Source organism: Corallococcus exercitus (assembly GCF_042231735.1).
GTDB classification, from domain to species: domain Bacteria; phylum Myxococcota; class Myxococcia; order Myxococcales; family Myxococcaceae; genus Corallococcus; species Corallococcus exercitus_B.
In genome coordinates this window covers 5,106,483-5,127,720 of the sequence record NZ_CP102577.1, presented here as the reverse complement: position 1 = coordinate 5,127,720, position 21,238 = coordinate 5,106,483, and the positions used below count along the sequence as shown (strand labels likewise).

At 71.5% G+C, this 21,238-nt stretch carries 14 protein-coding genes; 5 read left to right on the top strand and 9 right to left on the bottom strand.

Going from position 1 to position 21,238, the window contains the following annotated elements:
- The first annotated feature begins 16 nt into the window (after positions 1-16).
- Positions 17-604: a regulatory protein RecX gene (locus NR792_RS19970; RefSeq protein WP_375754247.1), complete on the top strand. Its 588-nt coding sequence runs from the start codon at positions 17-19 to the stop codon at positions 602-604.
- Positions 605-682: 78 nt separating this feature from the next.
- Here NR792_RS19970 and NR792_RS19965 read toward each other — a convergent pair whose 3' ends face one another.
- Positions 683-3,133: an acylase gene (locus NR792_RS19965; RefSeq protein ID WP_375754246.1), complete on the bottom strand. Its 2,451-nt coding sequence runs from the start codon at positions 3,131-3,133 to the stop codon at positions 683-685.
- Positions 3,134-3,313: 180 nt separating this feature from the next.
- Here NR792_RS19965 and NR792_RS19960 point away from each other — a divergent pair, with 180 nt between their 5' ends.
- From NR792_RS19960 to NR792_RS19950, 3 genes are all read left to right on the top strand, one after another.
- Positions 3,314-4,285 carry a YybH family protein gene (locus NR792_RS19960; RefSeq protein WP_375754245.1) on the top strand — a complete coding sequence of 324 codons (972 nt, stop codon included), beginning with the start codon at positions 3,314-3,316 and terminating at the stop codon, positions 4,283-4,285.
- A 157-nt stretch (positions 4,286-4,442) separates the two neighbouring features.
- Positions 4,443-5,891: a glycoside hydrolase family 6 protein gene (locus NR792_RS19955; protein ID WP_375754244.1), complete on the top strand. Its 1,449-nt coding sequence runs from the start codon at positions 4,443-4,445 to the stop codon at positions 5,889-5,891.
- Positions 5,892-5,928: 37 nt separating this feature from the next.
- Positions 5,929-7,290: an alginate lyase family protein gene (locus NR792_RS19950; RefSeq protein WP_375754243.1), complete on the top strand. Its 1,362-nt coding sequence runs from the start codon at positions 5,929-5,931 to the stop codon at positions 7,288-7,290.
- Between the two features lie 128 nt (positions 7,291-7,418).
- Here NR792_RS19950 and NR792_RS19945 read toward each other — a convergent pair whose 3' ends face one another.
- Positions 7,419-8,588: a FadR/GntR family transcriptional regulator gene (locus NR792_RS19945; protein ID WP_375761654.1), complete on the bottom strand. Its 1,170-nt coding sequence runs from the start codon at positions 8,586-8,588 to the stop codon at positions 7,419-7,421.
- Positions 8,589-8,970: 382 nt separating this feature from the next.
- The gene (locus NR792_RS19940; RefSeq protein WP_375754242.1) at positions 8,971-9,975 is read right to left on the bottom strand and encodes a hypothetical protein; all 1,005 of its coding nucleotides are present in this window, start codon (positions 9,973-9,975) and stop codon (positions 8,971-8,973) included.
- A 170-nt stretch (positions 9,976-10,145) separates the two neighbouring features.
- Here NR792_RS19940 and NR792_RS19935 point away from each other — a divergent pair, with 170 nt between their 5' ends.
- Positions 10,146-12,962: a tetratricopeptide repeat protein gene (locus tag NR792_RS19935; protein WP_375754241.1), complete on the top strand. Its 2,817-nt coding sequence runs from the start codon at positions 10,146-10,148 to the stop codon at positions 12,960-12,962.
- Between the two features lie 25 nt (positions 12,963-12,987).
- Here NR792_RS19935 and NR792_RS19930 read toward each other — a convergent pair whose 3' ends face one another.
- From NR792_RS19930 to NR792_RS19905, 6 genes are all read right to left on the bottom strand, one after another.
- Positions 12,988-14,400 carry an L-serine ammonia-lyase gene (locus tag NR792_RS19930; protein ID WP_375754240.1) on the bottom strand — a complete coding sequence of 471 codons (1,413 nt, stop codon included), beginning with the start codon at positions 14,398-14,400 and terminating at the stop codon, positions 12,988-12,990.
- A 165-nt stretch (positions 14,401-14,565) separates the two neighbouring features.
- Positions 14,566-17,274 carry a heavy metal translocating P-type ATPase gene (locus NR792_RS19925; RefSeq protein ID WP_375754239.1) on the bottom strand — a complete coding sequence of 903 codons (2,709 nt, stop codon included), beginning with the start codon at positions 17,272-17,274 and terminating at the stop codon, positions 14,566-14,568.
- 19 nt (positions 17,275-17,293) lie between these two features.
- Positions 17,294-18,274 (bottom strand): VWA domain-containing protein, encoded by a 981-nt coding sequence (locus NR792_RS19920; RefSeq protein ID WP_375754238.1) that lies wholly within the window; start codon positions 18,272-18,274, stop codon positions 17,294-17,296.
- A complete protein-coding gene (locus NR792_RS19915) occupies positions 18,274-19,215 on the bottom strand; it encodes a vWA domain-containing protein (RefSeq protein WP_375754237.1) in 942 nt (313 codons plus the stop codon). The genes NR792_RS19920 and NR792_RS19915 overlap by 1 nt, the downstream gene beginning before the upstream one ends.
- Positions 19,216-19,280: 65 nt before the next feature.
- Positions 19,281-20,636 (bottom strand): hypothetical protein, encoded by a 1,356-nt coding sequence (locus NR792_RS19910; RefSeq protein ID WP_375754236.1) that lies wholly within the window; start codon positions 20,634-20,636, stop codon positions 19,281-19,283.
- Positions 20,637-20,760: 124 nt separating this feature from the next.
- Positions 20,761-21,114, bottom strand: coding sequence for a VOC family protein (locus NR792_RS19905; RefSeq protein WP_375754235.1), 354 nt, complete (start codon positions 21,112-21,114; stop codon positions 20,761-20,763).
- Positions 21,115-21,238: the final 124 nt, after the last annotated feature.

Sequence of the window (21,238 nt, the reverse complement as noted above, 5' to 3'; positions counted from 1 at the left end):
GTAGAGCTGTCCCGCCATGGATGATCCAACCGACAGGGACACGGAGCGCCGCCGGGAGCCTCGCAAGCCGAAGCCGCCCCGGAAGGTGTCGCCGCGCTACCTGGAGAACGCGGCGCTGCACTACCTCAAGCGCTACGCGGCCACGGTGAGCCAGCTCAAGCGCGTGCTGATGCGCCGGGTGGACCGCTCCGTGAAGTTCCACGGCGGCGACCGCGCGGAGGCCGTGGGCTGGGTGGACGCGCTGGCGGAGAAGCTCATCCGCAACGGCCTCATCAACGACCGGACCTACGCGGAGACGCGCGTGCACTCGCTGCGCGCGTCCGGCCGCAGCGCGCGCGTCATCACCCAGAAGCTGCGCATGAAGGGCGTGGCGCCGGAGCTGGTGCAGGAGAAGCTGGCGGAGGCCACGCAGGACGTCTCCGAGGACGCCGCCGCCCGCATCTGGGCGCGCAAGAAGCGGCTGGGCCCCTTCCGGCGCGACCTCAGCACGCGCGCGGAGCACCGCCAGAAGGACCTGGCGGCGCTGGCTCGCGCGGGCTTCTCCTTCGCCATCGCGAAGCGCGTCATCGACGGGTCGGCGGAAGACCTGCCGCCCCGCGACTGAAGCGCCCCGGAAGAAACACAACGGCCCGGCACCTTCCCCGAAGGCACCGGGCCGCGAAGGCCTGCTGTCTGGCTTTGACTACTCCTGGAGGTGCGTGACGGTCAGCGCCGGGTCGGCGGCGATCTCCGCCTCCGTGTAGCGCCGGTCCACCCACTGCTTCTGGGAGAACATCGCCGTCTGGTCCGCGAACCAGGGCGAGGCCGGGTTCGAGGACTGGGAGTAGGTGAGCACGGACTTCGCCACGGGCCCCGCGTCCGTGAAGGACACGGCCATGACGAAGCTGGAGCCCAGGATGGGCTCATAGGTGCCGTCCGGAGCAATCTGGTTGGCGATCTGGTTGAAGCAGCCCTCGTCGTGGCTGCAGCCGTGCACCGGGTAGAAGACGCCGTTCTTGCGCTTGCCCTGCACGGAGCCCGTCGCCGCATCCAGCGGGATGTTGCGCTCGCGCAGCGTGCGGAGGGCGGTGCCCAGCGCCTGGGCCACCTGCGGGTTCAGCGTGTTGAGCGTGCGCGGCGTGTTGACGGGGTCGTTCGCGTTGAAGGGCACCAGGTACGGCCCGCCCGTGATGGCCACCGCGTTGAAGATGAACACGCGCCAGAGCAGCTCGCCCCGGCTGTCCACGTCGCCCTTGAGGTCCCACGCGGCCAGCACGGGGCAGGCGGGGCGCAGGTCCTCGAAGGTGAGGTCCGGCATCAGCACGTAGGGCGTGCGGCGGCACAGCGCCACCGCGGCGTCGCGCAGCAGCTCTCCGGAGTAGTTGCGGTTGTTGAACATCACCGTCTGGAGCTGCTCCAGCGTGAAGCCCTGGCCCTCCAGGCCGTCCGTGCCCGCCAGGCGGCCCTGCACCATCTTCAGGCCCAGGCGCGTGCGCAGGCTGCGCTGGTTCTTCTCACCGCCCAGGATGCGCGGGAAGCCGGTGAGCGGCTGGGCGGGGTTGGGCAGCCAGTAGCTGTCGTTGGAGTTGGTGACGTAGTCGGCGCGCTGCAGGCGCGGCAGGCTCCCGGGGCCGAAGATGCCCGGCTCCACCGCGTCCGCGTCGGTGCCCAGGGCGCAGTCGGAGCGCGAGCCGTCCAGCACCGGCAGCCCCGCGGACTGGAGCACCAGCAGCGGGATGGGGGACAGCACGCAGCGCAAGAGCTTCGCGTCGGTGACGTGCGGCACCACGCTCATGTCCGCGTAGTACGCGCGGCCCTGCGCGTCCGCGGCGAGGGTGTTCACCCACGGGATGCCCTGCCAGGTGTCCTGCGCCGTGCGCAGCTCGTCCACGTTCGCCGCGCGGTCCATGGCGAAGAAGGCGTCCAGCAGGCGCAGGTTGCTGGCGTTGGCGTCGTGGAACGCGTAGCCGGTGAGGCCGTTCCACGTCATCAGGCCGGCGGGGTACTCCAGCATGGGGCCCAGGTGCGAGCGGTAGAAGGTGTGCTGGCGCGGCGTGAGCGTCCCGTCCGCCTCCTTCGCCTGCACCGTCACGGTGCGGGTGGTCATCTCGCGGATCTGCCCGTCGTACAGGTACTTCGTGGGCGCGCCCGGGATGAGCTTCAGCTCGAACGGGGTGAAGCGGTACGCGGTGGAGACGGTGTGGCTCCAGGCCAGCGTCTCGTTGTGGCCAATCAGGATGGCGGGCACGCCCACCAGGCTCACGCCGCTGACGTTGAGCTTGCCCGGCACGGTGAGGTGCGCCTCGTAGAAGCGCTCCGAGCCCTCCCAGGGGAAGTGCGGGTTGGCCAGCAGCATGCCCTTGCCGTTGCGCGTGGCCTGGGCACCCAGGCCGAAGGCGTTGCTGCCCAGGCCCAGCGACTCGGAGCTCGGGAAGACGTTGCGGTCCAGCGACGCGGGCACGGGCAGCGGCAGCGGCAGCGTGCCGTCCGGCAGGAGGGACGGCGGCTTCGCGTCCACCAGCGCGTCCAGGAAGTACAGCGAGCTGGCGAAGAGGCTGAGCTGGTAGTAGCGCAGGTACAGGTCGCGCTCGGTGATGGGGCGCACCCAGGCGGCGCCCCGGCAGCGCGGGTCCGGCAGCCCGTCCACGCCGGTCTCCGTCAGGTAGCGGTTGATGCCCGCCGCGTAGCCGCGCACCAGCTCGCGCGCGTCCTGGGAGGGGCCCAGGGGCGGCGGCTTCGCCAGCAGCGCGTCCACCGTGCCGTCGTCGATGATGGCCTGGTAGAAGAAGTCGCTCTTGAGGTTGTTGTACTGGCTGCCCAGGGCCGCCAGGTACGTGCCGTCCGGCCCGAAGTAGCGCGCGCGCTGCGCGTTCACGGTCACCAGCGCGTCCATCAGCGCGCAGAAGTTGTCCTGCGCGAACGCGTAGCCGTAGCCATAGCCCACGCCCGCGAAGTCATCCGCCAGCACGTGGGGGATGCCGTGCGCCGTCCTGCGCACGGTGGCGGAGAGGCTGCCCGCCGCCAGCTTCACCGACGCCTTGGGGCCCTCCGGCGCCGGGGGCGTCGCCGCGCGCGGCTCACACGCCGAGGCGCACAGCAGCGCCACCAGCGGCAGCAGCCGGGCGCCGCCAGTCCTTCCGTTACGTCCATCCATTCGAGGGGTTCCTTTCACGGTGGGGAGAAATTCCCTTCTAATTGTAGAAACGCATGATTCCTGGATCGCCCCATCGCGGGCCGCGCGGAATTCCGTGTTTACGTGTATGGCTTGGGGCCGGGAGCCCGGGGTGCCGGCCATGGCGCGCGGGCCCGGTGATTCACGAAAGGAAACCAGCACATGAAACGGATGTTCGCGGGCGCGCTCGTCGTCGCGGCGTTGGGGACCCTGGGGTGCGGTGGGGCGAAGGCCTCCGGGCCGGGCGCGGAGGCGGGTGCAGGCACGGCGCGGCGGTCGGTGGAGGACCTGCGCGCGGGACTGCGGGCGGCGGACCAGTCCCTGTCGGACGCGGCGGAGAAGTCCGGCTCGGCGCAGGCGTTCGCGGACTTCGTCGCGGACGACGCGGTGCTGCTGGTGGACGGCGCGTATGCGCAGAAGGGCCGGGAGGCCATCCGCGCGTGGCTCGCCGCGCACCCGCTGGAGGCGGAGGGCAAGGTGCGCTGGACGCCCGTGCGCTGGGACGTCAGCGCGGACGGGACGCTGGGGTACTCGGTGGGCAACACGTCCGTGGAGTCGGGCGGCACGTCGGTGCGGCCGTCCGGGCGCTACATCACCGCGTGGAAGCGTCAGCCGGACGGGCAGTGGCGCGTGGTGGCGGCGGTGCACAACGCCTCCAAGACGGCGATGACGCCGCCCGCGGGCTTCACGCCTTCATCCACGCTGCCGGCCCCGGCGCCGCGCGCGATGGCGCCCGAGCAGGTGCTGGAGGAGGCGAAGGCCGCCGACCGCGCGTTCGCCGCGCAGTCCGCGTCCGAAGGCATGGGCAAGGCCTTCACCGCCTACGCCGCGGAGGACGCGGTGATGCCGCTCGGGTCCGCCGGCCTCTTCGGCCATGACGCCGTCGCGAAGGCGTACGCGCCGTTCACGCTCGACAAAATCGACCTGCGCTGGGAGCCGGTGCTGGGGGACGCGGCGGGCTCCGGCGACCTCGCGTTCACGGTGGGCCGCGCCATCGCCACCGGCAGGAACGAGCAGGGCCAGCCGGAGGTGGACCACGTGAAGTACCTCACCATCTGGCGCCGGCAGGCCGACGGCCAGTGGCGCTACGTCACCGACGGCGGCAACTCCAGCCCCGGTCCCCAGGGGCCGTGACACATGTCTCACGAGGGGCCTGTCCGGCCGTGGCTGGCCCCTCGCCGGGAATGTCTCAGCAATATTCCGTCAATAGCTGAAATAGCTGTTTAGTCTTGTATTCCGGATTGGTGCGCCGCATGAAGGAAGCTCCCCCGTGATGAGGAGCTCCCCCTTCATGCGTTCCCTCCGCTTCCTGCGTCGGCTGTCGCTTCCGGTCGTGCCGCTGCTCGTGCTCGCGGCCTGCGGTCCCTCCGAGCCCGTCACCTCGGAGCCTCTCGCGCTCACCGCGCAGGAGGCCGCGCTCACCGAGCTGCTCACCAATGGGACGTTCAGCTCCGGCACGACGGCGCCGTGGTGGAACAACGCCAGCACGCAGTCGTCCGTGGAGAGCGGAAGGTGGCGCGTGGACGTGGCGGCGAACACGGCCAACCCGTGGGACGCCATCGTCGGGCAGAGCGGCCTGACGCTCACCGCGGGGAAGACGTACACGCTGGCGTTCACCGCCACCGCCACGGCCACCATCACCGCGCGCGCCACCGTGCAGCAGGAGGTGGCGCCGTACGCGTCCACGCTCACGCAGTCCTTCACGCTGGACGGCACGTCGCGCCGGTTCTCCTTCCCCTTCACGTCGGCGTTCTCGTCGGGCCAGGGACAGGTGACGTTCCAGCTGGGTGGCCGCGCCAACGCCGTCACCGTGCGGCTGGATGACGTCTCGCTCACCACGGAGAGCGGCACGGGCTCCGGCCCGGTGGCGATGACGAGCGGCTTCTACGTGGACCCCAACTCCAACCCCGCGGTGTGGGTTCGCAACAACGGCGGCGACGGCCGCGCTTCGCGCATCAACGCGTCCATCGCCACGAAGCCGATGGCCCGCTGGTTTGGCAACTGGAACAGCAACATCTCCCAGGATGTGTCCAGCTTCGTGGCCGCGGCGGACGCGGCGGACAAGCTGCCGGTGCTGGTGGCCTACAACATCCCCGGCCGTGACTGCGGCAGCCACTCCGGCGGTGGGGCCGGCAGCGCGGACGCGTACCGCACGTGGATTTCCGCCTTCGCGGCGGCCATCGGCAACCGGCCCGCGGTGGTCATCGTGGAGCCGGATGGCGTCGCGCAGCTCGACTGCCTCCCCAACGACACGGAGCGCGCCACGCGCCTGAGCCTGCTGCGCTACGCCTCCGAGCAGCTGCGCGACCGCGCGCCCAACACCTGGACGTACCTGGACGGCGGCAACGCGAGCTGGATCGCCGCCGACACCATGGCGCAGCGCCTGGAGTCCGCGGGCGTGCGCAACGTGCGCGGCTTCTCCCTCAACGTCTCCAACTTCTACCCCACCGCGCAGTCCACCACGTACGGCAACGCGGTGAACGCCGCGCTGAACAGCCGCTACGGCTACACGCGGCAGTACGTCGTGGACACCAGCCGAAACGGCAACGGCTCCAACGGCGAGTGGTGCAACCCCGGGGGCCGCAAGCTGGGTGTCCCCTCGCAGACGGGCGGCGGCGCGGAGCTGCTCCTGTGGGTGAAGACGCCGGGAGACTCGGATGGCCAGTGCGGCATCGCCCCGGGCACGCCCGCCGGACAGTTCAATCCGGACCTGGCCACCCGCCTCATCGACGGGACCTGATGGCCGCACGCCCCCGTTTCCAAAAGGAACCGACGACATGAGCCTCGAGCAACGATGGCTGCGCACCCTGGTGCTGGGTGTTGTGGTGGTGGTGGGCGGCGCGGCCTGCGGGCCGGAAGGCGCGACGGATGAGGCGCTGGCCCAGGTGGAGGCGGAGGCCACGGCGCTGCCCACGGCGGGCGGCGGCATCTTCATCACGGCCGCGGAGTTGACGCGCGCGAGGACGCGGGCCACCGCCACGACGGAGCCCTACGCGGAGAACGCCCGCATCCTGAAGGGCCGCGCGGACGCGGCGCTGACGGCGACGCCCAGGCCGTTCCGGATGACGGACGTCTCCACCATCACCTACCACTGGTGCTCGCCGGACACGGACGGCATCGACAACTCGCTGGCGGACGCGACGGGCAGGTTCACGGATGACGCGGACCGGATGCGCACGCTGGCGCTCCAGTACGCCGTCGGCGGGGACACGAAGTACGCGGCGCGCGCGGCGTTGTTCCTGAAGACGTGGGCGTCGCAGCACACGCCGGTCAACATGCACGACCTGCACGTGGACTACGCGGCGGCGAAGCTGGACGGCCAGACGCAGGACTACTGCTCCAACCGACCGTGGAACTTCGCGCTGGACGGCGTGTTCCAGGCGTACGGCCTCATCAATGCCAGCGACGCGTACGTGCTGCTCAAGCGCAACGGCTACGCGCTCCCCGCCGCGGACGACACGGCCGTGCGCGAGTGGCTGCGCAAGACGGCGGAGGCGGTCAACTCCAGCTTCCAGGCCTGGACGCGCTGGGCGGACGCGCACCCCACCTCCAGCGCCTTCACCCGCTACCGCTCCGACAACCACCTCAGCTGGGGGCTGGCGGGCCTGATGGCCGCGTCCGTGGCGCTGCAGGACAATGCGCTCGCGGGCTACGTGATGGATGGCACGGCGTGGACGGACCGCCGCAACGGCGCGTACGCGAACCCGTCCTACATCAAGGAAGTCATCAACCGTGCCATCGAGTCCGGCACGGGCACCGCCAACGAGGGCCGCGTCTACGAGGAGAAGATCCTCCGGGAGCCGCCCATTGGCTACTCACTCTTCCACCTGTGGGCCATGTCGCTCATCGCGCGCAGCGCGGAGGTGAACTACGCGCGGCCGGGTTTCTGGGACTACGCGGGCGCGGGCGGGGGCAGCATCCACAAGGCGTACACGCGCTACGCGGCCTTCATCCTGGGCGAGCGCGCCTCGCCCCAGGCCTCGGAAGGCCCGCCGAAGGACTACCGATGGCTGTACGAGCTGGGCTTCACGAAGTGGCGGGAGGCGCGGCTGAAGAGCGTCATCCAGGTGGGCACGCGCAACCAGTACATCCTCCAGAGCATCGGCCCCGTCACGCTGGTGGTGGGCGAGACGCTCTGAACAGGCCGCCAGGCGTTCGGTGGCTTATCCGACGCGAAATCGCGGCTCAGGCGGAGGTATCCAGGCGCTATCCATCAGGGAAGAGCCGCGGCTTCATGGCGGCAGAAGGTGCGAAGGTCTGTCGCCGCTCACGAATCAGAGGGGGCTGGGGCGCCAGGCCATGGAGGAATCTGTTGCGCGCAGCTCGCTGGCCTGGGGGCTTCGGTGTCGTGGAGCGGTCCGCCACCTTCGTGTATCGCCCCGTGGGGCGGGCAGTAGAGACGGGTGGATGGATCCTCGGGTTGGAGATCACCCGCCGCGGAGGAAGCGTGCCCATGGGTTACGTCCCGAGTGCATTCCCCGCCGGACTCGCAGGGAATGCGCTCCGGGGCGGCTGGAAACAGCGGCGCCCTGCTGTCGGACTCCATGGGGTGGAGCTGCTCATGGGAACCGGGTGCAATCCCGAGCGCCTCGTTGGCTGGTGCGATGCGGTCGGGGCCACGCTCCTCGACGCAGGGCCGCACCTCAATCGCCTCGTCCTGCTCAGGGGCTGACGTTGGGGCTTCGAGGAGGCCCTCCTGGGCGCGGTGCTCCGCAGGAGACGCATGCTCCTGGGGGACGGGGGCGAAGGCGTCCAGCACGCGCTCATCGCAAGCCTTCAGTAACGCCGGCAGCTGGTGCTGAAGTGCCTGCGCGTCGCGCTCGCTCAGGGCGTGCATCGCGCACAGGGCCCACTGGCGCAGGGATTCGCCGCCCATGAAGGACAGCAGCCGGGCCGCGTTGCCTCTCAGGGCCCGTTGCAGGGACTGGATGAGGAGCACGTGCCCTGGACGTGACGCCGCCTGGGCCGCCAGCCGCAGCAACTCGAATTCCAGCTGCGCGCACCGTGCCCCGGGGGTCCAGTGCGCCGCGTCCGAGAGCCTGTAGCAGGTGTCCTCCAGCAGGCTCACGTCCCGCTCGGAGGCACTCGCGCAGCAGTCCGCCAGGAGCTCCACCAGCACCTGCCGCTTGAGGCTGAAGAAGCCCTCCAGCAGCCGCCGGCATTCCTCGGAGCGCTTGTCATGCAGCGCCAGGCCCAGGTTCTCCAGCGTCAGCGACTCATCCAACGCCACCGCACGCGTCACACGGCCGGGACGCTGCACCACCAGGCCTCGCGCCGCCAGCCGCCGCAGCGCTTCGCGCACCGTGCCCCGGCTCACCCCATAGCGACGCGCCAGCACCTGCTCCGAGCCAATCTGCCCGTTCCTCGGCAGTCTCCCGAGCGAAATCTCTCGCTCGAGTTGCTCCTCCACGTACGCCACGAGCCCCACCCTCACCATCACCGTCCGCCTCCTCGTCCCAGCCTCGCGCATCCAACCAGAGGGGTCTGACATGGATGTGAAGGCCCACCGTCCTCGGCGGCTGCCGGGGCGGCGCGGCCCGGGGCCATGCGGCGCGAACCTGTCCGACTGTCGGACAGGTTTGGCGAAAGCGCTCCCGGCGGGCGCCCCTGCCCGTGGCCCCACCCGGGTCTCCGCTCAGGCACACCGTCGCGGACCATCAATGCGTCCCGCGAGGCGCGCGTCCTTGCCGGCAACGCAGGCGCGGAAGGGGCAACGCGCTTCTGGCGCCCTGCCTGGCAGGCCTCGGACGTGAAAACGCCTTCCCTGGCGCGATGGCCGGGGAAGGCGTTGGGGTGGAGCAGGGGCTGCGCGTGGAGGCCTAGCTGGACTCGCTCACGCTGAGGCGCCGGCTGGCGCCGCCGTTGCCCTTGCCCAGCTGCTGGGTGTGCTCCAGGTTCGTGCGCGCCAGGGCCTCGCGCTCCTCCTTCGTGTTCGCGGAGCGGTCCTTCTTCACGGTCATCACGCCGCCGCTGTCGTGCTTCTCCTGGGCCTGGGCGATGCTCTTCTTCAGGTCGCTCGCCTTCACCCAGTAGGCGCCGTTGACGGGGTCGCGCACGCGGTAGAGGTCGTCGTCCGTGCTCTTCGTCTTGCCCGGGTTCACGCCGTCGATGGTGAGCCAGTGCAGCTCGCCGCTGTCCGGGCCCTTCTCGCCTTCCGCCAGGGTCGTGTTGAGCAGCGCGTTGGAGTCCACCAGCGCCAGCGCCATCTGCCCCTTCTTCAGGGCCCCGCTCAGCGCGTCCGTGTTGCACTCGTCGAAGCCGTTGGTGACCTTGATGCCCATGGAGCCCAGCATGGCGCCCATCTCATCCGGGGTCGCGCCGTCATCCAGGTTCACCTGCACGCGGTCCTTCACGCCCGCCGTCTCCGACGTGGCCAGCGTGTCCGCCTTGTTGCGCACCTTCTCCCGGGCCTCCTGCTGCGTCAGCGGGGCCGCCTCCTCCGCGCTGGACTGCTCCAGGTAGGTGAGGGTGGCCTCCGCGCAGCCCTTCTTGCTCGTCTGCGCGACGGTCGTCTGGGGCGCGTTCCAGCCCTCCTCCTTCTGGGCCTGCGTCGCCTCGTTGGCGGGGACCGCGCTGGCGGCGGGGTCCGTGCCCGGAGGCGGGGGCGCGGCCAGGGAGGGCAGGCCCATCTTCTTGGCGCGCTCCTCCTCGAAGGAGTCCAGGTAGCGGCCTTCGGCGGGGTTGAGCGCCTTGGCGTCCGGCGAGTCCGGAAGGGGTTCCTTCACGGACTGGGCGGCCGCCGCCATCTCCGCGCGGGCCTGCTCCGCGGCCTGGCGGATACGGGCCATGACCGAATCGAGCTTGGAGCCAATGTTGAGGGCCACGGGCATCTCCTGTCGCTTCTGGGTCTTTTTCCTCCCGCATTATCCGCGGGAGACTTCAGAGGTTGCTTCCGGATTCCGCGATCTGACAGGAACGCGCGATTTCCGACGCAACCGGGCAGGCGTCCGGGCCGAAGACCATGAAATCCTGAACTAAGGGGTACACTGGACCCATGGCGAACCGGCATGACAGGGACGACGGGCCTTCGGCGCCTGGCTCCGCACCGCGCGTTTCGACGTCGCGGGAATCCTACGGTACGGGTAGAGGCAACGCGCCCGCGACGGGTCGGGGTGGAGCGGAGTCCTCGGCGCCGTCGCGCGGGGTGGGGGGCGAGTCGCAGCGCCTGGCCTCGCGGCAGGTGGGCCGGTTCGTTCCGCTGAAGGTGCTGGGGCAGGGCGGCATGGGGGTGGTGTACGCCGCCTATGATCCGGACCTGGACCGCAAGGTGGCGCTGAAGCTCCTGCGGGTGAAGGGCGGCCACGAGGACCTGGAGCAGGGGCGGGCGCGGCTGTTGCGCGAGGCGCAGGCCATGGCGCGCATCTCCCATCCCAACGTCATCCCCGTCTTCGAGGTGGGGCAGTGGGAGCAGCAGATCTACGTGGCGATGGCACTGGTGGACGGTGGCACGCTGCGCGACTGGACGAAGGCGAAGCCCCGGACGTGGCAGGAGCTCCTGGACAAGTACCTGGCGGCGGGCCGGGGCCTGGAGGCGGCGCACGTGGCGGGGCTGGTGCACCGCGACTTCAAGCCGGCCAACGTGCTGGTGGGCAAGGACGGGCGCGTCTACGTCACGGACTTCGGGCTGGCGCGGCCCATGGGCGAGGTGGAGGACGACGAGGACGACGGCGAGCGCACGCGGCCGGTGGGGGACGACTCGCCGCTGAACTCGCAGCTCACGCAGGCGGGGCTGGTGATGGGCACGCCCGCCTATATGTCGCCGGAGCAGTTCCGGGGCGAGCTGCTGGACTCGCGGTCGGACCAGTTCAGCTTCTGCGCGGCGCTGTACCGCGCGCTGTACGGCATCCGCCCGTTCGACCCGGACGAGCTGTCGCGGGTGGCGTCCCAGCTGCGGGCCCGGGGCGGAGCGGATGACGAGCCGGGCGTGACGGAGGCCGCGGCGGTACAGGTGCTGCCGCCGTCGCCCATCCTGGAGCCGCCGCGCGACTCGAAGGTGCCGGCCTGGGTGCGCCGCGCGCTGATGAAGGGGCTGTCGCTGGAGCCGCGCGACCGCTTCCGCTCCATGGAGGAGCTGCTGACGGTGCTGGGGCAGCGGGAGCGGCGGGCCCTGCTCCAGCGCCGCGCGGGCGCCGCGGTGGCGGCCACGGTGGTGCTGGGCGTGGCGGGCGGGGTGGCGTGGTCCCGCTCGGAGGTATGCGCGGGCGCGGCGGACCTGGTGGCGGAGCGCTGGGGGCCGGACGCGCGCGAGAAGGTGACGCAGGCGTTCCTCGCGACGAAGAGCCCGGTGGCGCAGGACATGGCGCGCCGGGTGGGCGACGTGCTGGACGGCTACGGCGTGGAGTGGGCGAAGCAGCACACCGTGGCGTGCGAGGACACGCGCGTGCGCGAGGTGCAGACGGAGGCGCTGTTGTCCCAGCGCTTCGTGTGCCTGGAGCGGCGGCGCAAGGACCTGGGCGCGCTGGTGGCCACGCTCCAGACGGCGGACGTGGCGCTGGTGGACAAGTCGCTGGACGCGGCCTACGCGCTGCCCGCGCCGGGTGACTGCGCGGACGTGGAGGCGCTGACGGAGCTGCAGCCCCGGCCGGCGGACCCCGCGAAGCGCGCGGAGCTGGAGGCGCTGGAGGGACAGCTGGCGGAGGTGAAGGCGCGCGTGGACCTGAGCCGGATGCCCAAGGCGCTGGAGCTGGCGAAGGGGGCGGAGGCGCGCGTCCTGGCCACGGGCTACCTGCCATTGGTGGCGGAGCTGCGGTTCCACCTGGGCTGGGCGCAGGCGGTGCTGGGCGACAAGGCCGCGGGCGGCGCGGTGCTGGAGCAGGCCGTCTACGACGCGGAGGCCGGCCGGGCGGACCGGCTGGCGGTGTCGGTGATGAACAAGCTGCTCTACGTGGACGGCGAGCAGGAGCAGTTCGCGCTCGCGCAGCGCTGGGGCCGGCTGGGTGAGGCGACGCTGAAGCGCGTGGGCGGCGACGCGGTGCTGGAGAGCGACCTCAAGGTGAACGGGGCCAACCTCGCGCTGATGCAGGACCGCCCGGACGAGGCGCTGAAGCTGCTGGAGCAGGCGTCGGGGCTCCTGTCGAAGGCGCTGCCGGAAGGGCACCCCAAGCGGGCGCGGGTGGCGTTCACGCTGGGGCGCACGCTGCTGGAGACGGGCAAGAGCGCGCAGGCGGTGACGGTGCTGAAGGACGCGCTCGCCCAGACGGAGAAGGCGATGGGCCCCGTGCACCTGGACACGGCTCGCCGGCATCAGGCGCTGTCCATGGCGCTGCGCGAGCAGAAGGACTTCACCGGGGCGCTGGAGCACGCGCGGGTGTCGGTGTCCCTGCACCGCACGCTGCTGGGTGCGCAGAGCGTGAAGCTGGCGGAAGCGCTGGACGAGGAGGGCATGAGCCTGCTCGCGCTCAAGCGCTACCCGGAGGCGCTGCGGGACTACGAAGAGGCGCTGAAGGTGAAGCAGGAGAAGCTGGGGCCGGACGACGAGCTGGTCTACTACTCGCTGGACGGCGTGGGGCAGGCGCTGCTGGGCCTGGGCCGCACGCGCGACGCGATTGCTCCGCTGAAGCAGGCGCTGTCGTTCAAGGACGCGCAGGAGGACTCGCTGGGCGAGTCCGGCTTCGCGCTGGCGCAGGCGCTGTGGAAGGAAGGCGAGGAGGCGGAGGCGCGAGACGTGGCGTCGCAGGCGCTCGCGCGCTTCACGTCCGCGGGCCGCACGACGCAGTCGAAGGAGGTGGAGGCCTGGCTCTCCGCCCGGCCCGCGCCTCCGGTGAGGGCCGTGCCGGTGTCCGCCACGCGCGGCGGCAAGCGGCGGCGGTAGCAGCGCTCCTGGGCCGCCGGAGGTCTCAGCACTCCGGCAGGCCGACGCTGAGGTTCGCGACCTCCAGGACGTTGACCGCGAGGCCGCCGCGCGCGGTCTCCTTGTACTTGTCCTTCATGTCGCGGCCGGTGTCGCGCATCGTCTTGATGACCTTGTCCAGGCTCACGAAGTGCCGCCCGTCGCCGGACAGCGCCATGCGCACGGCGTTGATGGCCTTCACGGACGCCATCGCGTTGCGCTCGATGCAGGGCACCTGCACCAGCCCGCCAATCGGGTCGCAGGTGAGCCCCAGGTTGTGCTCCATGGCGATCTCCGCCGCGTTCTCCACCTGCAACGGCGTGCCGCCCAGCACCTCCGCGAGCCCCCCCGCCGCCATCGAGCACGCGCTGCCCACCTCGCCCTGGCAGCCCACCTCCGCGCCGCTGATGGACGCGTTCTCCTTGTAGAGCGCCCCAATGGCGCCCGCCGTGAGGAGGAAGCGCACCACGCCGTCCGCGTTCGCCCCCGGCACGAAGCGCCAGTAGTAGTGCAGCACCGCCGGGATGATGCCCGCCGCGCCGTTGGTGGGCGCGGTGACGACGCGCCCGCCCGCCGCGTTCTCCTCGTTCACCGCGAGCGCGTACAGGTTCACCCAGTCCAGCACCGTCAGCGGGTTGGTGAGCCCGGCTTCCGGCCGGCTGAGGAGCCGCTGGTACATCGCCGCCGCGCGCCGCTCCACCTTCAGGCCGCCGGGCAGGATGCCGCTCGTGGTGCAGCCGCGCGTCACGCACGCCTGCATCACCGTCCAGATTCGCAGGAGCCCCGCGCGGATCTCCTCCTCGCTGCGCGTCGCCAGCTCGTTGCGCAGCATCACCGAGCTGATGGGCAGCCGCTCCCGCTCACAATGCTCCAGCAGCTCCGCCGCGGACTTGAAGGGCAGGGGCACGGACGCGCTCTCCGCGCGCAGCGGATCCGCGCCCGCCGTCGCCTGCTCGTCCACCACGAAGCCGCCACCCACCGAATAGTAGATGCGGCAGGCGAGCGATTCCCCGCCCTCGTCGAAGGCGCTGAAGCGCATGCCGTTGGGGTGGTAGGGCAGCACCTTGCGCTTGTGCATCACCAGGTGCTCGCCGTCCCGGAAGGGGAGCACCAGCCGCTGGAGCAGCGACACGCGCCCCTCCGCGCGCCAGTGCGCGACGATGGACGGCACCAGCTCCACGTCCACGTCCTCGGGCGTGTCGCCGCGCAGGCCCAGCAGCACCGCCTTGTCGCTGCCGTGCCCCTTGCCCGTCGCGCCCAGCGAACCGAACAGCTCCACCTTGAGCCGCGTCACGCGCTCCAGGAGCCCCGCGTCCGACAGCCCCACCACGAACGTGCGGGCCGCCCGCATGGGCCCCACCGTGTGCGAGCTGGAGGGTCCAATCCCAATCTTGAAGAGGTCGAAGACGCTGACAGGCATGGTGGCCACCATGCCATGTCCAACCCGCGCCGCCCGTGACACCCTGCTCACGACGCGCTGCATGCATCCAGTTCAAGTCATGCAGGCCGCAAGGCGAGACATCGCGCGTGCGCTTCCCCCTCCGGGCGTGGGGGAAGTTGCCATCCCAAGCATGACGCGTACGGCCTAACCGGCGGCGGGCTGCGGGCCCGTGGCGGGCTGGGGCGGCGAGGCGGGCGCCTTCGGCCGGAAGGCGAGCAGCCGCAGGCCGTTGAACACGACGAGCAGCGTGCTGCCCTCGTGGAGCACCACCGCCTGGCTGATGCGCGTGAGGCCCAGCACGGCGGCGACGACGAGCACCGCGCTCACGCCCAGGGCGATGACCAGGTTCTGCTTCATCACGGCGGTGGCGCGCCGGGACAGCTCCAGCGCGAAGGGCAGCTTCGCCAGGTCGTCGCTCATCAGCACCACGTCCGCCGTCTCCAGCGCCGCGTCGCTGCCGGCGCCGCCCATGGCCACGCCCACCGCGGCGGCGGCCAGCGCGGGCGCGTCGTTGACGCCGTCGCCCACCATGGCCACCGGGTGCGTGCGGCCCAGGTCCTTCACCGCCGTCACCTTGTCCGCGGGCATCAGCGGCGCCTTCGCCTCGTCCAGGCCCACCTGCTGCGCGATGGAGCGGGCCACGAGCGCGTTGTCGCCGGACAGCATCACCGTGCGCTCGATGCCGCCCGCCTTGAGTGCCTGCACCACCTGCCGCGCGCCGCCGCGCAGCGTGTCCGCCACGCCCAGCACGCCCAGGTAGCGGCCCGCGCGGCGCACCACCATCGTCGTCTGGCCCGCCTCCTCCAGCCGCGTCACCTCGGCGGTGACCTCCGGGGGAAGGGGCTCGCCCGCGAAGAGGGCCGTGCTGCCCACCTCCACCGCGTCGTCGCCCACCTTCGCGCGGATGCCCTGGCCGTGGATGGCCTCCAGGTCGCGGCCCACGGGGACGGTGACGCGCGCCTCGGCGGCGCCGTCCACCACTGCCTTGGCCAGCGGGTGCGCGGACAGCGCCTCCACGCCCGCCGCGGTGCCCAGCAGCTCCTCGCGCGTCACGCCCGGCGCGGCCCACGTCGTGAGCAGCCGGGGGCGGCCCACGGTGAGCGTGCCCGTCTTGTCGAAGGCGATGGCGCGGATGCCGCTCAAGAGCTCCAGGTAGATGCCGCCCTTGATGAGCACGCCGCCGCGCGCGGCCGACGCCACCGCGGAGAGCACGGCGGACGGCGTGGAGATGGCGAGCGCGCACGGCGACGCGGCCACGAGCAGCCCCACCGCGCGCAGCACCGCTTCCTTCAGCGGCGTGCCCGTCAGCACCAGCACCACCGGGAACACCAGCGCCGCCGCCATGACGAGCGGCGCCACGGTGCGCTCCAGGCGCTGGGCGAAGCGCTGCCGCTTGCCCTTCTGCGCCTCCGCCTGCGCCACCATGTCCACCACGCGCGCCAGCACGGACTCCGACGACAGGCGGGTGACCTCCACCTCCAGCGCCGCCTCGCAGTTGATGGTGCCGGAGAACACCTCGTCGCCCGGCTTGCGCGCCACCGGCATGGACTCGCCGGTGATGGCCGCCTGGTCCAGGGAGCTCTTGCCCTCGCGGATGATGCCGTCCAGCGGGACGCGGTCACCCGGGCGCACGACGATGCGCTCGCCGCGCGCCACGTCCGCCACCGGCACCTCCACCACCTCCGAGCCCCGGCGCACGCGCGCCACCTCCGGGCGCAGCTGGCTCAGCGCTTCGATGGAGCGGCGCGCCTTGTCCATGGCCCGGTGCTCCAGCGCATGGCCCGCGCTGAAGAGGAAGAGCAGGAACGCGCCCTCGAACCACGCGCCCAGCACCGCCGCGCCCACCGCCGCGACGACCATCATCGTCTCGATGTCGATGCGCAGCTGGGCGATGGACTGCACCGAGCCCCGGATGGCGAAGAAGCCGCCGCTCGCCATGGACAGCGCCCAGAGCACCGTGGCCACCAGCGGCGGCGCCAGCGCGAAGTGCTCCACCACGAAGCCCGCCGCCAGCAGCACGCCGGAGGCGACCACCAGGGGCAGCTCCAGCAGCGGCGCCAGGCCGCCGCCGTGCGCGTGGTGCGAACAGGCGTGCCCCGCCATGGGCACTTCCAGCCCGTACCCGAGCGCCTTCACCCGGGCCTCCACGTCCGGGAGCTTCAGGGCCTCCTTGTCGTATTCGATGACCAGGCGCTCGCTCGCGTAGGCGACGCTGGCGGTGAGCACGCCCTTCATCCGGGAGACGGCGTGCTCGATGACCTGGGCCGCGTCCGCGGAGTCCATCCCGCGCACGAACCAGGTGTGGTGCAGGTATCGCGCGGCCACCTGCGCCCCCGTCTTCCGGGCGAGCGTCAGCAACTGGGAGACGCTCACCAGCGACGGCTGGTAGTGGATGCACACCTCCGCGTGGCCCGCGTCACGGCGCAGGTGCACGTCGGTGATGCCGTGCTGTGACTCCAGGGCCGCCTCCAGCCGCGCGAAGCGGCCCTGGTCGTCCGTCTCTCCCGGCAGCGTGCCCTCCAAATCCAGCTGGAGCGCGACGCCGCCCCCTTCCGCCGGACGGTGCGCCGGCGGACGGATGACGCGCTGGGAGTGGGCATGCCCATGGTGGTCATGCCCGTGGTCATGGCCATGGGAGCAGGAGGGGCCGTGCACGTGGGGCTCGCCGTGCGCATGCGCGTGCCCGTGGTCATGGCCGTGATGGTCGTGGCCGTGGTGGTCATGCCCGTGGTCGTGGTTGCACCCCGGGCCGTGGACGTGGCGCTGCACGGCGTTGCCGGCGGGCTGCGCCTCCTTGAGGCCCTTGATGTTCAACGAACCGAACCGCGACCCGCTCTTCTTCTGCTCCGACATGGCTGTTCTTCCTGTCGCCCTAGTGGCGGTGTCCGCGGCGTGAATGCGAGGACGCGGCGGCCGGAGGCGGCGCGGCCTGGGGCTTCTCGTCCTCGTCCTCGTCGTGGTGGTCCTCGTCCTCGTGCTCTTCCGGGACGGGCTGGTCGAAGCGCTGGCCGGCGACCTCCAGCGTGAAGCGCTTGCACTCCGGGGGGATGTCGAACTCCAGCACCGCGGGCAGGCGGCCCTCGTAGACCTTCAGCACCGTGCCCTTCTCGTCGTAGACGGTGCCGCCGGCGGCGACGGTCATGGTCTCGTCCACCAGCACGGCGACGAGCTCCGCCATCTCCTCCATGCGGTCCGCGTGGCGGTGGCACCAGAGGTGGCCCACGCCCGGATAGGTGGTGTGGGAGATCTCCTCCATCTGCTCCTCGTCCACGTGCTCACCCACGCCCATGAAGACGAAGTTGATGCGCGGCAGCCGTCCGGAGGCGATCTCCTTGGCCACCTGCGTGGCGTAGGCCGTCACGTCGTGGGCGTCGTTGATCTGCGAGTCCGTGATGATGACGGCCAGGCCCCGCTTGGCGCCTTCGCCCACCTGCTGCTTGATGTGCGCCACGAAGTCGCGCAGCACCGGCAGCATCACCGTGGCCTTGCCGTAGGAGCGCGGCCCGGGGAAGCGGTAGCCCTTGGCCTGCGGGCCGGTGAGGTCGCCCACCATCTCCAGCTGGGTGCCGTCACCGCAGGCCCAGTAGGTGACGCGCACCTTGCCGTCCCGGTCCTTGTTGGCCAGGTACTCCAGCATCCACTGCATCTGCGGCTCGACCTGGTTCTTCACCGGGGCGAGCTTCGCCAGGATGCCGCGAGGCCCGTACGCGTTCTCCATGCTCGCGGAGCCGTCCATGTAGAGGGCCACGTCCAGGCCCTCCACGGTGGGGTCGTGCAAGAGCGTCGCGACGACCTTGTTGCCCATCCGGTGGACGTCGGAGAAGGGGCGGTTGATGACTTCGTGGCCGGCCATCAGTGGTGGTCCTCGTCTTCGTCCTCGTCGTGGTGCTCTTCGTCGGGGAGCGGCTGGGTGTAGCGCTGGCCGTTGACCTCCAGCGTGAAGCTCTTGGCCTCTTCCGGCACGTCGAACTCCAGCACCGCGGGCAGGCGGCCCTCGTACGTCTTCAGCACCTTGCCCTTGTCGTCGTAGATGGTGCCGCCGGCGGCGACGGTCATGTTCTCGTCCACCAGCACGGCGACCAGCTCCGCGACCTGGGTGATCTCCTTCGCGATGCGGTGGCACCACAGGTGCCCCACGCCCGGGAACTCCGCGTGGGCGATGTGCTCCAGCTGCTCCTCGTCGATGTCGTCGCCCACGCCCACCAGCACGAAGTTGAGGCGCGGCAGGCGCCCGGCGGCGATCTTCTTCGCCACCTCCTCGGAGAACTTCTCCACCGCTTCCGCGTCGTGGAGGCGGCCGTCGGTGACGATGATGGCGCAGCCGCGCCTGGCGCCCACCTTCACCTGCTCCTCCAGGTACTTCACGTAGTCGCGCAGCGCGGGCTCCAGGTACGTGAAGCCGCCCAGCTGCTTCGCGCCGGGGAACTTGTACTGCTTCACGTCGGTGCCCTTGAGCTCACCCACGACCTCCACCTGGCGGCCGTTGGTGCCACAGGCCCAGTAGGCCACGCGCAACAGGCCGTTGCGGTCCTTGGTGGCCAGGTACTCCAGCATCCACCGCACCTGCGGCTCCACGTCGTTGGAGGCCTCCTTCATCGGCGCGCCGCGCAGCCACTCCAGGAACGAGCGCTGCTGCGCCTTGTAGGCGTACTCCTCCTTCATGCTGCCGGACGCGTCCATGTAGATGGCCATGTCCAGGCCTTCCACCGTGGGGTCGTGCAGCAGCACCGCGCGCACGCGGTCCCCTTCGCGGTGCAGGTCCGAAAACGGCTCGATCGGCTTCTCGTGTCCCATGGTCTGCCTTTCTGGAGGGTGAAAACGCTATCGCCCGGAGTGCGAGCACCGCAAATAGGGCGGGGTCAGTCCTCGAAGTCGCTCATCCAGTCCGGCTTCTTGCCGGGCGGGGCGGGCGCCTTCTCCTGCTGCCTGGTGGCCGGACGGGCGGGCGCGGCCGACGCCGGGCCGAAGTCCGCCTGCCATGAAGCGTTGGATGCCGCCTTCGACGCAGGGGGCTTAGGGGCCGGCCTGGGCGCGGGCTTCGGTTGCAGATTCGTGAGGCGCGGCTTCGCGCCGCCCGGCTTGCCGTGCGCGCCGATGAAGTCCTGCATCCAGTCGCTGGAGCGCACGGGCGGCGTGGGCAGGCGCGGCGGGATGGCCGCGGGCGGCGTGGGCGCGCGGGGCACCGTGTTGCGCGTCACCGGCGTGCCCGGGGACAGCGTGCCCGCGAGCACGTGGGCTCGCAGCGCGCGCTCCGTCTCCGTGGGCCAGCCGGGCAAGAGCGGCAGGACGCGGCGCGCGAGCTCCAGGAACTCCGGCGGCGGCGCCTCACGGGGCACGCGCACGGCTTCGTCCTGGAGCCAGCCGGTGAGCTTCCCCACCAGCCCGCCCTTCGTGGGGCGCGGCGTGGCGATGTCGCCCTTCACCTCGTAGCCGCGCAGCTCCAGGTCGGCAATGGCCATGGCGCGGCTCGCGGCGGGCAGGTCCAGCACGGCCAGCTCCTTCGGGCCCTGGTGCGCGCGGGCATCCGCCTGCAGCTGGGTGAGCACCGCGTGCAGCACGCTGGCGACCTGCGCGCCGTTGGCCGCGTGGTGGGCCTGCAATTCCGCGGGTACCGCCGGGTACGTGAGGACGAGCCCGCGTCCCTGCGCGAGCTGATCCGCGCGGTCGCCCGGCAGCAGCGCGTGGTACGCGCGGGGCACGTCGCGGCTCTCCGCGTCCTTCACGTAGTGGAAGGCGTCCTGCGCGCCGTGCGCGAAGCCCGCGAGCACATCGCCGCGGGTCACCGTGAGCTGCCCGTTCACGCGCGTGACGGCGTTGCCCGGCCACGGGCCCGTGAGCGTGCCGTAGAGGTAGACGGGGTCGTTGAAGCCGTCCGCGTCCGCGGGGTGCTCCACCAGCTCCGGGGAGAAGAAGAACAGCTCCGTCGCGGCCAGGCGGCGCGGAGGCCGGCCGGAGGCGACCTCGTGGTGCGTCAGCTGCGCCTGCACGGACGCGGGCAGCCGCGCGCGCTCGCTGCCGGGGATGAGCTGGAGCTGGCCCACGACGTCGGTGCAGACGAACCACTCGGGCTCGCCGAGGTACGCGGGCTCCAGCCGGAACGCGTCCAGGACGTGGACGACCTCCGAGGCATCGCACGGCACGGACTCGACCGGGCTGGCGGCGTGGGGAACGAAGTAGCGGGGCGTGCTCACGGAGGCCGCGACAGGCTGGCGCAAGCCGCTGGGGCAATCAAGTGGCGGGGCGGCGTCCCCGGGTCCGCGCAGCGGCGTCGAGTCCATCGTTCGTTCCACGCCCCTTAAGGGACCGGGGCGCGGAGCGAAAGAGGCCGCCGGGCCTCACTCAGGCGGGCTCGATGAAGTTGAGCCGGTAGCCGTCCGGGTCCGTGACGACGATTTCGCGGGTGTACCAGGGCTGCGTGGCCGGCCCTTCCACCGTCGCGCCCAGCGCCGCCGCCTTCGCGGCCACCGCGTCCACGCCGTCCGACCCCGCGCGGAAGCCCACGAGCACGCCCATGCCTTTTCGCCCCTCCAGCTTCAGGCTTGAAGGGTGGCTCACGAGGTACACGTCCGACTCGCCACCCCACTGGAGGCGGAGGATGGGAGGTTCCGACGCGATGCGTTCGAAGCCGAGGCCCTCATAGAAGCGCACGGAGGCCTCTGCATCCGTCACCAGCAGCTTCACGAACGACCGCATTGTCTGGGGCTTGTCCATGGGCGCGGCAGTCTGCCCGGAGCGCTGGAGGGGCGCCACGCTCGCGGGAGGCCATTATCGGACCCGGGACGGAATGACCTATCGTCGGGCCCGGATCCGGGTGGGA

Excerpts from the sequence above, each read along its gene's own strand:
- NR792_RS19905 (WP_375754235.1), bottom strand. The coding sequence starts at position 21,114 with ATGCGGTCGTTCGTGAAGCTGCTGGTGACGGATGCAGAGGCCTCCGTG.
- NR792_RS19930 (WP_375754240.1), bottom strand. The coding sequence starts at position 14,400 with ATGCCTGTCAGCGTCTTCGACCTCTTCAAGATTGGGATTGGACCCTCC.
- NR792_RS19950 (WP_375754243.1), top strand. The coding sequence starts at position 5,929 with ATGAGCCTCGAGCAACGATGGCTGCGCACCCTGGTGCTGGGTGTTGTG.
- NR792_RS19925 (WP_375754239.1), bottom strand. The coding sequence starts at position 17,274 with ATGTCGGAGCAGAAGAAGAGCGGGTCGCGGTTCGGTTCGTTGAACATC.
- NR792_RS19960 (WP_375754245.1), top strand. The coding sequence starts at position 3,314 with ATGAAACGGATGTTCGCGGGCGCGCTCGTCGTCGCGGCGTTGGGGACC.
- NR792_RS19970 (WP_375754247.1), top strand. The coding sequence starts at position 17 with ATGGATGATCCAACCGACAGGGACACGGAGCGCCGCCGGGAGCCTCGC.
- NR792_RS19955 (WP_375754244.1), top strand. The coding sequence starts at position 4,443 with ATGCGTTCCCTCCGCTTCCTGCGTCGGCTGTCGCTTCCGGTCGTGCCG.
- NR792_RS19935 (WP_375754241.1), top strand. The coding sequence starts at position 10,146 with ATGGCGAACCGGCATGACAGGGACGACGGGCCTTCGGCGCCTGGCTCC.
- NR792_RS19965 (WP_375754246.1), bottom strand. The coding sequence starts at position 3,133 with ATGGATGGACGTAACGGAAGGACTGGCGGCGCCCGGCTGCTGCCGCTG.
- NR792_RS19915 (WP_375754237.1), bottom strand. The coding sequence starts at position 19,215 with ATGGGACACGAGAAGCCGATCGAGCCGTTTTCGGACCTGCACCGCGAA.
- NR792_RS19945 (WP_375761654.1), bottom strand. The coding sequence starts at position 8,588 with ATGGTGAGGGTGGGGCTCGTGGCGTACGTGGAGGAGCAACTCGAGCGA.
- NR792_RS19920 (WP_375754238.1), bottom strand. The coding sequence starts at position 18,274 with ATGGCCGGCCACGAAGTCATCAACCGCCCCTTCTCCGACGTCCACCGG.